This window comes from Micrococcus sp. KRD077 (genome assembly GCF_017168505.1).
Taxonomy (GTDB): Bacteria; Actinomycetota; Actinomycetes; order Actinomycetales; family Micrococcaceae; genus Micrococcus; species Micrococcus luteus.
This window is the reverse complement of record NZ_JABFAZ010000027.1, coordinates 1-13,791: the sequence shown is the minus strand read 5'-3', so window position 1 is coordinate 13,791 and position 13,791 is coordinate 1. Positions and strand designations below refer to the sequence as shown.

12 protein-coding genes are annotated in these 13,791 nt (G+C 73.7%); 4 read left to right on the top strand and 8 right to left on the bottom strand.

Annotated features, from left to right (window positions below):
- Positions 1-4 precede the first annotated feature (4 nt).
- Positions 5-1,186 (bottom strand): YihY/virulence factor BrkB family protein, encoded by a 1,182-nt coding sequence (locus J1M39_RS07170; RefSeq protein ID WP_206496631.1) that lies wholly within the window; start codon positions 1,184-1,186, stop codon positions 5-7.
- Positions 1,187-1,332: 146 nt separating this feature from the next.
- On the opposite strand from J1M39_RS07170, the gene clpB reads away from it, so the two are divergent.
- A complete protein-coding gene (clpB, locus tag J1M39_RS07165; RefSeq protein WP_206496630.1) occupies positions 1,333-3,927 on the top strand; it encodes an ATP-dependent chaperone ClpB in 2,595 nt (864 codons plus the stop codon).
- 127 nt (positions 3,928-4,054) lie between these two features.
- Here clpB and J1M39_RS07160 read toward each other — a convergent pair whose 3' ends face one another.
- A complete protein-coding gene (locus J1M39_RS07160) occupies positions 4,055-5,158 on the bottom strand; it encodes a M20/M25/M40 family metallo-hydrolase (RefSeq protein ID WP_342356388.1) in 1,104 nt (367 codons plus the stop codon).
- A 568-nt stretch (positions 5,159-5,726) separates the two neighbouring features.
- Here J1M39_RS07160 and J1M39_RS07155 point away from each other — a divergent pair.
- The 3 genes from J1M39_RS07155 to J1M39_RS07145 all read left to right on the top strand — a co-directional run bounded on the left by J1M39_RS07155 (position 5,727) and on the right by J1M39_RS07145 (position 8,062).
- Complete coding sequence (locus J1M39_RS07155) at positions 5,727-5,933, top strand: DUF3073 domain-containing protein (RefSeq protein ID WP_036314242.1); 207 nt, start codon at positions 5,727-5,729, stop codon at positions 5,931-5,933.
- Positions 5,930-6,874 carry a Sir2 family NAD-dependent protein deacetylase gene (locus tag J1M39_RS07150; RefSeq protein WP_095353875.1) on the top strand — a complete coding sequence of 315 codons (945 nt, stop codon included), beginning with the start codon at positions 5,930-5,932 and terminating at the stop codon, positions 6,872-6,874. The genes J1M39_RS07155 and J1M39_RS07150 overlap by 4 nt, the downstream gene beginning before the upstream one ends.
- Positions 6,875-7,072: 198 nt before the next feature.
- Positions 7,073-8,062, top strand: coding sequence for a hypothetical protein (locus J1M39_RS07145; protein WP_073116715.1), 990 nt, complete (start codon positions 7,073-7,075; stop codon positions 8,060-8,062).
- Between the two features lie 67 nt (positions 8,063-8,129).
- Here the strand turns inward: J1M39_RS07145 and purM are convergent, their stop codons facing one another.
- The 6 genes from purM to J1M39_RS07115 all read right to left on the bottom strand — a co-directional run bounded on the left by purM (position 8,130) and on the right by J1M39_RS07115 (position 13,787).
- Positions 8,130-9,287, bottom strand: a complete 1,158-nt coding sequence (gene purM / locus J1M39_RS07140; protein ID WP_095347360.1) for a phosphoribosylformylglycinamidine cyclo-ligase — start codon at positions 9,285-9,287, stop codon at positions 8,130-8,132.
- On the bottom strand, positions 9,284-10,897 hold the full coding sequence (gene purF, locus J1M39_RS07135) for an amidophosphoribosyltransferase (protein ID WP_206496629.1): 1,614 nt from the start codon (positions 10,895-10,897) through the stop codon (positions 9,284-9,286). Before purF ends, purM begins: the two co-directional genes overlap by 4 nt.
- Positions 10,894-11,295 carry a hypothetical protein gene (locus J1M39_RS07130; RefSeq protein ID WP_206496628.1) on the bottom strand — a complete coding sequence of 134 codons (402 nt, stop codon included), beginning with the start codon at positions 11,293-11,295 and terminating at the stop codon, positions 10,894-10,896. The genes purF and J1M39_RS07130 overlap by 4 nt, the downstream gene beginning before the upstream one ends.
- A 141-nt stretch (positions 11,296-11,436) precedes the next feature.
- A complete protein-coding gene (locus tag J1M39_RS07125; protein ID WP_206496627.1) occupies positions 11,437-11,838 on the bottom strand; it encodes a sterol carrier family protein in 402 nt (133 codons plus the stop codon).
- The gene (locus J1M39_RS07120; RefSeq protein WP_036314255.1) at positions 11,835-12,908 is read right to left on the bottom strand and encodes an asparaginase; all 1,074 of its coding nucleotides are present in this window, start codon (positions 12,906-12,908) and stop codon (positions 11,835-11,837) included. Before J1M39_RS07120 ends, J1M39_RS07125 begins: the two co-directional genes overlap by 4 nt.
- Before the next feature lie 81 nt (positions 12,909-12,989).
- Positions 12,990-13,787, bottom strand: coding sequence for an ABC transporter ATP-binding protein (locus J1M39_RS07115; RefSeq protein WP_041103971.1), 798 nt, complete (start codon positions 13,785-13,787; stop codon positions 12,990-12,992).
- Positions 13,788-13,791: the final 4 nt, after the last annotated feature.

Sequence of the window (13,791 nt, the reverse complement as noted above, 5' to 3'; positions counted from 1 at the left end):
CCTGTCAGTCGTCGGGCCGGGACGTCGGCTCGAGGCGGGCGCCATCGTCGGACACCGGGTCCGCGTGGAACGGGCTGCCCGAGCTGACGTCCTCCGGGTCCCGCCGCCCCGACTCGACCGCGAGGAGGCGCCCCTCCTCGGAGAGCAGGGGTGTGGCCTCGATCGTGAGGTCCTCGCCGGCGCGCACGGCGTCGGCCACGAGCCGGGCCAGGCGGCGGTTGCGGGCCTCGTACCGTTCGGAGGCCTCGAGCACCGCGGTGTGCCGCGTCGCCAGCTGGATCTCGACGGAGGCGTCGATGCCGACGGCCAGCTGGCGGGCACGCAGCACCTCCGCGTCGAAGGCGGCCCCGGCCAGCAGCACGATGCACGCCACCCACGCGAGGGCGAGCACGCCGATCGCGGAGTTGATCCGCCCGACCACGGCGAACTGGCCGAACCGGTCCGTGATCCAGCCCAGGGCCACGGTGGCGCCGAAGAGCAGGACCACCACGGCCACGGCGCCGAGCGAGAGCGGGCGGTAGCGGGGCTGCCGGACGTTGGGCCCCAGGCGGTAGGCGAGGGTCACGATCAGGGCGATCACCACGAGGATGACCGGCCACTTCACCACGTTCCACGTCTGGACCGTCTCCTCCGGCAGGCCGACGGCCTGGCCGAGGCGCAGGGAGAGGTCGCCGCCGACGACCACCAGGATCGTGATCAGCACGGCGCCGAGCATGAGGGCGAGCGTCTCGACGAAGACCACGAGGCGGAAGTGGAGGAAGGGCCGGCCCTCGCGGGTGTCGTGGATGCGGTGCATGGCCCGGTGGAACGCGCCGACGGCGCCCGAAGCGGACACCACGGTGCCGACGGCCCCGAGGACGACGGCGCCGGTGCCGGGCCCGGCCGAGCCGAGGGTCAGGATCCATTCGCGGACGACGTCGGGCGTCAGCGACGGCCAGACCTCGGCGGCCAGGTGGGCCGCGGCGTCCACGGTCTCCTCCTCGACGCCCAGCAGCGAGACCACGGAGAGCAGGGCGACGACGGTGGGCAGCAGGGACAGCGCCCCGAAGAAGGTCATGGCCGCGGCCACGTCCCAGACCTGCAGCTCGAGGAGCCGGTGCAGGGTGCGGCGCAGGACGTACAGCAGGGACACCCGCGGTCGGGTGTACGTGCGGAGGCGCCGGGGCGCCGCTCGGGAGCCGGCCATGGCACCAACGTACCGGCGCGAGGGGGAATAGCCCTGGTGCGTGGAGGGTTGAGCTATATAGACTCAACTTCGTCTGCGGCGGGAACGGCCCGCGGTCGACGGTTGTCCGACACCCCGGGACACGGGAGAGAAGGAGCCAGTAGCCCATGGATGCCAAGTTCACCACCAAGAGCCAGGAGGCGCTCTCGGCCGCGGCCATGAACGCCTCCACCGCCGGCAACCCCCAGGTCGAGCCGGCCCACCTGCTGAAGGCCCTGATGGACCAGCGGGAGTCCGTCGCCGTGGCCGTCCTCAAGGCCGCCGGGGCCGACCCCGACGCCGTCTCCACGGCGGCCTCCTCGGCCATCCGACGCCTGCCCTCCACCCAGGGCAGCACGGTGGCCCAGCCCCAGTTCTCGCGCGCCGCCCTGCAGGTCGTGCAGAACGCGCGCACCCAGGCCGAGCAGCGCTCGGACGAGTTCGTCTCCACCGAGCACCTGCTGCTCGGCGTGGCAGCGGACTCCGGCGAGGCCGGTGAGGCACTGCGCTCGAACGGGGCGAGCCTCGAGGCGCTCGCCGCCGCCCTGACCCTGGTGCGCGGCGACTCCCGCGTCACCACCCAGGACCCGGAGACCACCTTCCAGTCCCTGGAGAAGTACGGCACGGACCTCACCGAGATCGCCCGCTCCGGCAAGCTCGACCCGGTGATCGGCCGCGACGCGGAGATCCGCCGTGTGGTGCAGGTGCTCTCGCGCCGCACTAAGAACAACCCCGTGCTCATCGGCGAGCCCGGCGTCGGCAAGACCGCCGTCGTCGAGGGCCTGGCCCAGCGGATGGTGGCCGGGGACGTCCCCGAGTCCCTGCGCGGCAAGACGCTGATCAGCCTGGACCTGGGCGCCATGGTCGCCGGCGCCAAGTACCGCGGCGAGTTCGAGGAGCGCCTGAAGGCCGTCCTCGAGGAGATCAAGGCCGCCGAGGGGCAGGTCGTCACGTTCATCGACGAGATCCACACCGTCGTGGGTGCGGGCGCGTCCGAGGGCGCCATGGACGCGGGCAACATGCTCAAGCCCATGCTGGCCCGCGGCGAGCTGCGCCTGATCGGCGCGACCACCTTGGACGAGTACCGCGAGAACATCGAGAAGGACCCCGCCCTGGAGCGCCGCTTCCAGCAGGTCTTCGTGGGCGAGCCCAGCGTGGACGACACGATCGCCATCCTGCGCGGGCTCAAGGAGCGCTACGAGGCCCACCACAAGGTGGCCATCGCCGACTCCGCGCTCGTGGCCGCGGCCACGCTGTCCCACCGGTACATCACCGGCCGCCAGCTGCCGGACAAGGCCATCGACCTCGTGGACGAGGCCGCCTCACGCCTGCGCATGGAGATCGACTCCGCCCCGGAGGAGATCGACGTCCTGCGCCGCCAGGTGGACCGCCTGACCATGGAGGAGCTCGCCCTCGAGGGCGAGACGGACCCCGCGTCCATCGAGCGGCTCGAGGCCCTGCGCGCCGAGAAGGCGGACCGCGAGGAGGAGCTCACCGCCCTCACCGCCCGCTGGGACGCGGAGAAGGCCACCCTCAACGAGGCCGGTGACCTGCGCGCCAAGGTGGACGAGCTGCGCTCGCTGGCCGAGAAGGCCCAGCGCGACGGCGACCTCGCCGAGGCCTCCCGCCTGCTGTACGGCGAGATCCCCGCGCTGGAGAAGCAGCTCGAGGAGGCGGACCGCACCGCCCGCGAGGCCGACCGCTCGGCCACCGAGCCGATGGTCTCCGAGGAGGTCACGGCGGACGACATCGCCGAGGTGGTCTCCGCCTGGACCGGCATCCCCGCCGGGCGCATGCTCACCGCCGAGTCCGAGAAGCTGCTCACCATGGAGGAGCACCTCGGCGAGCGGCTGATCGGGCAGCGGGACGCCGTCGTCGCCGTCGCGGACGCGGTGCGCCGCTCGCGGGCCGGCATCGCGGACCCGAACCGGCCCACGGGCTCGTTCCTGTTCCTGGGCCCCACGGGCGTGGGCAAGACCGAGCTGGCCAAGGCGCTCGCGGAGTTCCTCTTCGACGACGAGCGCGCCATGGTGCGGATCGACATGTCCGAGTACGCGGAGAAGCACTCCGTCTCCCGCCTGGTCGGCGCCCCTCCGGGCTACGTCGGCTACGACGAGGGCGGCCAGCTCACGGAGGCCGTGCGGCGTCGCCCGTACTCGGTGGTGCTGCTGGACGAGGTGGAGAAGGCCCACCCCGAGGTCTTCGACATCCTGCTCCAGGTGCTCGACGACGGCCGCCTCACCGACGGCCAGGGCCGCACCGTGGACTTCCGCAACGTGATCCTGATCCTCACCTCGAACCTGGGCTCGCAGTTCCTCGTGGACCCGACCCTGGACGAGGCCGCCAAGCGCGAGTCCGTGATGTCCGTGGTGCGCGGGGCGTTCAAGCCCGAGTTCCTCAACCGCCTGGACGAGATCGTGCAGTTCGACGCGCTCACCGTGGCCGAGCTGACGCGGATCGTGGACCTGCAGGTCGAGTCCCTGCAGGCGCGCCTGACGGACCGCCGCCTCACCCTCGAGGTGTCCGACGCCGCCAAGGCGTGGCTCGCCGCGACCGGGTTCGACCCGGCCTACGGCGCCCGGCCCCTGCGCCGCCTGGTGCAGCGCGAGATCGGCGACCGCCTGGCCCGCGGCATCCTCGCCGGGGAGATCGCGGACGGGGACACCGTGGTCGTGGACCGTGTCGAGGGCGAGAACGGCCTCACCGTGACCCGGAAGGGCTGACGCCGGGACCGACGGACCGTGTTCCTCCTCCCTCTGGCGCGTCGGGGGCGGTTTCGGGTGGTATCCGGCCTGGATACCACCCGAAACCGCCCCCGACGGCATCTGCGAGACGGGCGGACGCCTCGGGTCAGCGGGTGCCGAGGGCGTCGGCGTCCTGCTGGAGGGTGCCGATCAGGTTCGCCACCGCGCGGGCCGTGTGGGTCAGCGTGGTGATGGAGACGTTGTCGATGTCGTCCTGGGGCGTGTGGTAGTTGTCGTCGCGGATCGAGAGCAGGCCCGTCGAGGCGATGCCCGCGTCCACGAACGGCGCGTAGTCCGAGCGGCCGTTGCTGCCCTCGGGCTGGTGCGTGTGGCCGTCGCGGTCGAGCTGCGCGCCGAGCAGGGACTCAGCACCGATCGACCAGTCGGCCGTGAGCACGCCGAGCGTGTTCTGGTGGTCCAGCGGGGCCACCATGTCCAGGTTGGTGTAGAGGATGATGTCCTCACGCTCCGCGGCGGTCAGGGTGTCCACGTAGTGGTGCGAGCCCAGCAGGCCGATCTCCTCGGCGCCCCACAGGGCGAAGCGGACCTTGCTCTCGGCCTTGTTGGCCTTGGCGGCCTGGCGCGCGACCTCGAGGGTCGCCGCGACGCCCGAGGCGTTGTCGTGGATGCCCGGGCCCTCCGGCACGCCGTCCAGGTGGGCGCCGAGCATCACGACGTCGTCGTCGCTGCCCGTGCGCGTCTCCGCCAGCACGTTCCAGGTGGGCCGCTGCTCCACAAGCTGCTCGAGGTCCAGGGTGACGGTGGCGCCGCCGGCGCGGGTCTGGGCCAGCAGATCGGCGCCCAGCTCGCGGGTCACGCCCACGGTCCCGACGACGTCGCCCGGCGCGGCGCCCAGGGTGCCGTTCAGCGCGCCCTCGGCGTTGTTGTAGATGATGACGGCCTCGGCACCGGAGGCGGCCGCGACCTGGGACTTCTGGGCGAAGGTGCAGTCGCCCCGGGAGACCAGGGCGACGCTGCCGGTCAGGTCCGCGTCGGCCCAGTCCGCGTCGGCGCAGCCGGTGGCGGCGCCGGCGGGGGCGGCGAGCGGGGCGTCGGTGACCTGCGATGACGGCGAGGACGTGAAGACGGTGTGCTCGAGGTCGCGCTGGACGGGTCCGGTTTGCTGAAGCCGGTCCCGCAGGGTCTCGGTGTAGGTGATCTCGAACTCCTGGAGCTCGACGTCGTAGCCGGCCTCCTCGAGCTCGCCCACGGCGTAGTCGAGCGAGGCCTGGAAGCCCGGCGTGCCCGCGGCGCGGTTGCCGTGCTCGTCCGCGATGGCCGCGAACGCCTCGATGTCCTGGCGGAGGTGGTCCGAGGAGATGGATCGGACCAGCTTCTCCGGTGAGTTCGGGTTGCCGCCGGCACGGTTCTGGCCGGGGCCCAGGCCCCGGTCGGCGGTCTGCGCGGTGGCTGCGGTGGCCTTCGCCGGGGCGGCCGGGGAGGACTCGTCGGCAGCGTCAGAGGTGTATAAGAGACAGGCGCATGGGCATCCTCATCGTCGGGGCGGATGTGACGTACGCAACCTAGCCGCTCGTCCAGCGTCCGTACAGGGTGCGTGTCACGCCCGTCCAGCCGGATGCCGCGCGTGTCGCGGCCGCCCGCGCCGCACCCGGCGCCACTGCACGCCCCGCCGGACCGGGCCGGTCGTCGTCGTCCACAGGCCGTCCGGCGGGTCATGTATCCTTGTCCGCACGAACCATATTGACCAGTGAAGACCTCGGCGGGCCCCTGTGCGCCAAAGATCCGAGGCGGCGAGAGATGCGAAGGGGGTCACGCTCATGGGGCGCGGCCGTCAGAAGGCGAAGGCCACGAAGCAGGCACGGGAGATGAAGTACTTCTCTCCCGGAACAGACCTCTCGGCACTGGAGCGAGAGCTCACGGGCGGACGCACGCGCGGCCCGGAGCAGGACCAGGAGCCCGAGTACGAGGATCCGTACGCGGACCTCTACGCGGAGGACGAGGACGACGACGCGCGGGCGCGATGACGCCCGCACGGCATCCGGCCCTGGACGGGCATCAGGCCGCCCTGCGGTCGATCGCCAGGGTGGTGGATGAGACAGCACCGCTGCAGGACCCCGAGACGGCGTCTCGGGGTCTGCTGCGTCTGATGGAGGAGTCCCGCCCGCTCGTGATCACCGGGGCCGGCGTGTCCACGGACTCCGGCATCCCGGACTACCGGGGGCCGAACGGGTCCCTGCACCGCCACCGGCCGATGACGTACCAGGAGTTCCGGGACGACCCGGCCGCCCGCCACCGCTACTGGGCACGCTCGTTCGTGGGCTGGCGTCGCATGGACCAGGCCCGGCCGAACGAGGCGCACCGCATCCTCGCGCGCTGGGCGGCCGAGGGGCGGATCGCCGGCGTCCTGACCCAGAACGTGGACGGGCTGCACGCCGAGGCCGGACGCGCGGCGGGGATGCCGGAGGACCGGCTGATCGAGCTCCACGGGGACCTGGCGCGCGTGGCCTGCCTGAACTGCGGGGCCACCGAGTCCCGCCGTGACCTGGACCTGCGGCTCGAGGCCGCCAATCCGGGCTACCTCGAGCGCGTGGCGATCGACCCGGACGCCGTGAACCCCGACGGGGACGTCTCCCTCGACCAGCACTGGGTGGAGGAGTTCACGATGGCCGGCTGCCGGGTGTGCGGCTCCGTGAAGCTCAAGCCGGACGTCGTGTACTTCGGCGAGTCCGTGCCCGCGGCGCGGCGCGCGGCCGCGGAGGCGATGGCCGACGACGGCGGCACGGTGCTCGCCGTCGGCACCTCGCTGGCCGTGATGAGCGGCTACCGGTTCGTGCTGCGGGCCGAGCGGGCCGGGCATGCGACGGGGCTGATCAACCTCGGCCCCACCCGCGCCGACCCCAAGGCCCGCTGGCGCTGGCGCGCCCCGGTCGCCGACGCGCTGGCCTGGCTCGACGCCCGCCTCTGACCCCCACCCACGTTTTCGTGCGGGAAACGGCGGACGCCGGGGCGTTTTCGTGCGGGAAATGGCGGGCGCCGGGGGTGTGGACACCGGGTGGCCCGGGGCCACGCACGACTCCTGCACAGGCGGCGCCGCCGACGTCCTCGTCCACGGTGGGTGCTCCCGCGCGGCCGGGGTCGGCCGGGTTGAGCCATCGTCACGGGCATGGTCACGTCTTCCCTGCCCCTATCGGACATCGCCGAGGCCGGCCGGCCGTTCACCCGTGGCGACCTGCGCGCGGCCGGGGTTTCGGAGCGACTGGTCCGCGGCGGTGACGTGCGGCGCGTGACGCATGGGGTCCATCGGCTCCGGTCTGACCACCTCGGCTCGTGGGCGGATCTCGGCTACGTCGAGGCCCCCGCTCCCTTCGCGCCGGAGGAGACGGCCGCGATCGTGGAGGCGAGCGGGGGAGTGGCCTCCCACCTCACGGCGCTGCTCCTGCACCGCGTGCCGCTGCCGCCGTTCCTGGCGGAGGACGGCACGGTGCACGTGTCCCGGCCGCACCCGCGCGGGGCGAGCGTCCGACCGGAGATCACCTCGCATGCCCGCCTCGTCCCGGCCGCGGACGTCACAGCCCTCCACGGGATCCGCCTGACGAGCCTGGAGCGATCCTGGGCGGATCTGGCCGCGCTGCTTCGTCCAGGCATGCTCGAGCCCGTCGTGGCGGCCGGGGACGCCCTCATCCATCGGCCGTGGTCGCCGGAGGGGCGTCGCTCACCACGGACCACGACGGCGGCCCTGCGGTCCGCGCTCCTGCGTGCCGGACGGTTCAAGGGAGTGCGCACCGCCCGTGCCGCACTCGAGCTGGTGCGGGTGGGCGCGGATTCCCCGCAGGAGACAGCCCTGCGACTGGCCCTGCTCCACGCCGGCCTGCCCGAGCCGGAGCTCCAGCTGGTGCTGCACCCGGGCCGGGCCCGGTCACCGGACGCGGATCTGGGGTGGCGGCAGTGGCGCTTGGTGGTCCACTACGACGGCGGTCACCACCTCGACCCGGCACAGCTCGCGGTGGACTCGTGGCGAGACGAGGGATGGGCGCGCGCGGGCTGGACGCAGATCTGGGCCACGGTGGACGACGCACGGGACGACTTCCGGCGCGTCGTCGCCGAGGTGCAGACGCACCGGGCCCGGCTCGGCGGGCGGGTGTTCGCGTCGTGAACCGCCGTTTCCCGAACGAAAACACCCCGGAGGCCGCCGTTTCCCGAACGAAAACGCCCCCGGGGGGTCAGGCGGCGTACTGGCCGCGCATCAGCACGGCGCCGCCGTCGACGCCCTTGGCGCCATGCACGAAGTCCAGGCCCGCGGCCGCCGCGTCGTCGGTGAGGGCGCCGATGGTGCCCATCTCCCACGCGTCGATGCCGGCGTCCACGAGCACGGAGATCGACTTCGCGGCCACCTCCGGGTCCACCACGGCCACCATGCCCACGCCGAGGTTGAGGGTGCGCTCGAGGTCGGACTGCGGAACGCGGCCGAGCTCGCCCACCAGGCGGAACACGGGCGGCAGGGACCAGGTGTCGCGCTCGACGGTCGCCATGAGGCCCTGCGGGAGCACGCGTGCCAGGTTCGCGGCCAGGCCGCCGCCGGTCACGTGGCTGAACGCGCGCACCGGCAGGTCCGAGCCGCCGTCGTGGCCGTTGAGGCGCTGCACCAGGTCGAGGCAGGCGCGGGAGTAGATGCGGGTCGGCACGAGCAGCTCCTCGCCGAGGGTGCAGCCGAGCTCGGTGACCTCGCGGTCGAGGGACCAGCCCGCGGCGTTCACCACGCGGCGCACGAGCGAGTAGCCGTTCGAGTGGATGCCGGAGGAGGCCATGCCGATCACGACGTCGCCGGACTGCACCCGCTCCGCGCCCAGGACCATGTCCGCCTCGACCACGCCGGTGGCCGCGCCCGCCACGTCGTACTCTTCCGCGGCCAGCAGGCCCGGGTGCTCGGCGGTCTCGCCGCCCACGAGCGCGGTGTCGGCCAGGCGGCAGCCCTCGGCCACGCCGCGCACGATGTCCGCGATGCGCTCGGGCACGACCTTGCCGCACGCGATGTAGTCGGTCATGAACAGGGGCTGGGCGCCGACCACCACGATGTCGTCCACGACCATGCCCACGAGGTCCTGGCCGATGGTGTCGTGCTTGTCCATCGCCTGTGCGATCGCCACCTTGGTGCCGACGCCGTCCGTGGACGTGGTCAGCAGCGGCTTGCGGTACTGCAGCAGCGCGGAGGCGTCCCACATGCCGGCGAAGCCGCCGATGCCGCCCATGACCTCGGGGGTGTGGGTGGCCTTCACGGCGTCCTTCATCAGCTCGACGGCGCGGTCGCCGGCCTCCACGTCGACGCCGGCCGAGGCGTAGGTGATCGGGGCGGCGGAGGAGGGGGTCTGGTTCGGGGTCACAGCGGGGTCCTGTCCGTCTCGGTGAGCAGCTTCTCGTCGTCGGCGTCCGGGCCGGGCTCGCAGCCCGTGGCGGTCACGGTGGTGGTCTCGCCGTCCACGTCCAGCACCACGGTGGACGCGGGCGACACGGCGACCGGCTCCAGCAGGCCCTTGCCGCGCTCGCCCTCGTCGGCCAGCGGGATCGGGTAGTCACCGGTGAAGCAGGCGGTGCACAGGCGCTCGCGCGGCTGCCCGGTGGCCTCGATCATGCCCTCCTCGCTGATGTAGGCCAGCGAGTCGGCGCCGATGGATGCGGCGATCTGGTCCACCGCGGCTCCGTTGGCGATGAGCTCGGCGCGGGTGGCGAAGTCGATGCCGTAGAAGCAGGGCCACTTCACGGGAGGGGAGGAGATCTTCACGTGCACTTCGGCAGCGCCGGCCTCCTTGAGCATCCGCACGACGGCGCGCTGGGTGTTGCCCCGCACGATCGAGTCGTCCACCACCACGACGCGCTTGCCGGCCACCACGGTGGACTCGACGTTGAGCTTGAGGCGGATGCCGAGCTGGCGCAGCGTCTGGGACGGCTGGATGAAGGTGCGGCCCACGTACGCGTTCTTCACGAACCCCTGGCGGAACGGCAGGCCCGAGGCGTCCGCGTAGCCCACGGCGGCGGGCGTGCCGGACTCGGGCACGGGGATCACGACGTCGGCCTCGACCGGCTGCTCGAGCGCGAGGCGGCGGCCCATCTCCACGCGGGACTCGTACACGGAGCGCCCGGCGATCGTGGCGTCCGGCCGGGCGAGGTAGACGTACTCGAACACGCAGCCGGCCGGCTTGGACTCGGCGAAGCGGGTGGAGCGGATGCCCTCCTCGTCGATCGCGATCATCTCGCCGGGCTCGACCTCCCGAATGAAGGAGGCGCCGACGGTGGCGAGGGCCGACTGCTCGGAGGCCACCACCCAGCCCCGCTCGAGGCGGCCGAGCACGAGCGGGCGCACACCCTGCGGGTCGCGGGCGGCGTAGAGGGTGTGCTCGTCCATGAACACGAAGCAGTAGGCGCCGCGGATCTTCGGCAGCAGCTCGAGGGCGGTCTCCTCGAGGCGGTCCCCGGGGGCCCCGTGCAGCAGGGCCGTGACCAGAGCGGTGTCCGTGGTGTTGCCCTGCTTCATCTCACCGTGGGTGTGGCGGCCGTCCGCGGCGTGCACCATGCGCAGCAGCTCCGCGGAGTTCACGAGGTTGCCGTTGTGCGCCAGGGCGACCGTGCCGTCGTCGGCGGTGGCGCCCAGGGTGGGCTGGGCGTTGGCCCACTTGTTCACGCCGGTGGTGGAGTAGCGGCAGTGGCCGACGGCGATGTGGCCGCTCAGCGCGGTCAGGGTGGCCTCGTCGAACACCTGGGAGACCAGGCCGATGTCCTTGTAGACGGCGATGCGCCCGCCGTCCGAGACGGCGATGCCCGCGGACTCCTGGCCGCGGTGCTGGAGGGCGTACAGGCCGTAGTAGGCCAGCTTCGCGACCTCCTCTCCCGGCGCCCACACGCCGAACACGCCGCATTCGTCCTGCGGCCCCTGGTCCTGGGGGTCGAGGGCGGCGGTCAGGCGGCCGTCGCCTCGTCGGGTGCGCGGTGCGATCACTGCTCGGGGGTCCTTTCGGTGGGGGTGGCGCGGGCGAGGTGTATAAGAGACAGGTCCAGGCGGACGTCCGCCATGGCCGGGTCGTCGGTGCGCTCGAGGACCACGGTGCGCGCGGTCGACCGGGAGCGGCGGTCCAGCAGCAGCCACACGAGCAGTCCGAGCACGCTCGTGCCGAGCATGCTCAGCAGCGATGCGAAGCCGAACGTCTCCGAGAAGGAGAGCGGGATGCCGGAGTACGGGTCCGCGGGCGGGGTGGGGGAGGCATGGACCGCGGTGGTGATCACGAGGGCGATCAGCAGGCCGAGCGCGAGCGCCACCGCGAGCACCGCGGTCAGCCGCGGGGCGCGACGGACGGTGTAGGCGCGCTGATCGGGGGTCGGCTCGGGGGCGGAGGTCATGCGCGCCAGTCTATCGAGTCGGCCGCTGGGGCCAGTCCCGGGTGCCCGCGGCGGGATCGGCAGAGCTGCATCCCGCGACGAGGAACGGTGCCGACGTTCGAACGGTCGGTGTCGCCGAGAGGACTGCCGGACACCTCTCGCTCACGGCCGCACGAGCGGCAGGTGCGCGCCGAGGTCGGCCCGCACGCCCGAGGCGCGCACGCCGCCGGCCGCCGTCGCCTCTTCCCAGGACGTCAGTCCCGTCGCCAGGGACAGCCATGTCACGGCGTCCATCTCCACGACGTTCGGCGGGGTGCCGCGTGTGTGCCGGGGCCCGGGGAGGCACTGGGCGACGCCGAAGGGCGGCACGCGCACCTCCACCGAGTTCCCGGGCACGCGGGTCGCCAGCTCCTCGAGCGCGAAGCGCACCGCCGTCGCCCGCGTGGGGCGCGGCAGCGCGGCGGCCGCCGCGGGGTCCTCCTCGTGGGCGCGTGCCCACGCCAGCAGCGCCGCGTGGCCCTCGACGACAGGCACCCGGCGGCGCGGGACGGAGCCGGTGGTCACGCCCGCGCCTCGAAGGCCGGCAGGACGTCCCCCACGAGGTCCCGCACCGGCGCGGCCAGGCGGATCTCGCCGACCGGCTCGCCCCGGCCGAGCACCGGGGGCACGACGGCGGCCAGCACGCCCGGCAGCGTCGCCCGGTCCACGTGGTCCGGGGCGAACCGGGCCAGCAGCGCGAGCGCGACCAGGTCGCCGGCCCGCGTGCCGCCGTCGAGCGCCTTGACGGCCACGGCCGTGCCGTCCGGCGCGGCCATGACGAGGACGCCGTCCGCGCCCACCTTGGCGAGCAGGCCGAGCTCGCGCATCACCACGGTGTTGGAGCTCGTCTCCCCGTGGACGGCCCACGGGTGCTCGAGCATCGCCGTGGCGACGGCGGCCGCGTGCGGATCCGCGTCGGCGCGGCCGGGCGCCGCGGCGACCCGCCCGATGCCGCGGGCCAGGCCCGCCAGCGAGATGACGGCGGCCGGGGCGCCACAGCCGTCCACACCGGTGTGGGCCACCGGCTCGCCGCAGTACTCGGCGATCACCGCGTCCACCTCGCGCTGCAGCGGGTGCGCCGGGTCGAGGTACGTGGCGACGTCGTGCCCGGACGCCGCGCAGGCCGCGAGGAAGCCGGCGTGCTTGCCGGAGCAGTTGAAGGCCAGCGGGGTGGCGGCGGCGGCCTCGCCGTCGCGGCGGACCTGGGCGACCACCTCGGAGGTGTCCGCGGGCCAGGCCGGCGGGCACTGCAGGGCGGACGCGTCGAGGCCGGCGTCCGCGAGCATGCGCTCGGCCAGCGCCTGGTGCCGGAGCGTGCCCCGGTGCGAGCCGCACGCGATGGACAGGGCCTCGCCCTCCAGCGCCGCCCCGTGGCGCAGCGACGCGATGGCCTGGAACGGCTTCAGCGTGGAGCGCGGGTAGATCAGCGCGTCTGCGGGGCCGAGGGCGGCCAGCACCCGCCCGTCGGGGCCGGTCACGACGGCGGCGCCCGCCGTGCGGGACTCGACGAAGCCGTTGCGGACGGTCTCCACGAGCTCGACGGCATCGGACAGGGCGAAGGTCTCGCCCGTGGGGGCGACGGTGGCGTGGGTCATGCGGTCCAGGGTAGCGAGGGCCCCGGACGCGCCGGGCGTCCGGGGCCGGTGGGCCGGGTCAGGTCCGGCGGCATCACCGGCTCACTCCGCGGAGAGCCGCCCGTCCACCATGGTCAGGGTGCGGTCCGTGGCGGAGAGGAACTCGTGGTCGTGCGTGACCATGAGCGTCGCCACCTGCTCCTCGCGGGTCAGCGTGCCCAGCAGGTCCACGACGGCGGCCGAGCGCTCGCGGTCCAGCGCGGAGGTGGGCTCGTCCACGAGCAGCAGCGTCGGCGAGGCCATCAGCGCGCGCACGATGTTCACGCGCTGCCGCTGACCGCCCGAGAGCTGGTGCGGGCGCTTGCCGGCCTGGTCGGCCAGGTCCACACGCTCGAGCAGCTCCAGGGCCCGCGCCTTGGCGGCCCTGCGGTCGGCGCGGGTGGCGTCACGGTCCAGGTGCACGGTCAGCTCCAGCTGCTCGGCCGCCGTGAGGGACGGGATGAGGTTGGGCTGCTGGAAGATCATGCCGATCTCCTGGCCGCGCAGCGCGGTGCGCTCCTTCCGGGACAGCCCGGCCATCTCGCGGCCGGCCACGGACACGCAGCCGGAGGTGGGCGTCACCAGGCCCGCGGCCACCGCCAGCAGGGAGGACTTGCCCGAGCCGGACGGGCCGACCATCGCGGTGAACGTGCCGGGGAGCAGGTCCAGGCTCACCTCGTCCAGGGCGCGCAGCACGCCGCGCTCGCCGTCCGGGTACTCCAGCACGAGGTCGCGCACGGACAGCGCGGGGGTGGCGTCGGCCGCGGCGGCGGGGCGCTCGCCGGCGACGCGGTGGGCGGCCGCGGCGGCCGGGGTGCGGAGGGCGTCGAGGTCGGCCTGCGGGGCGGTGAGGGTGGTCATGGGG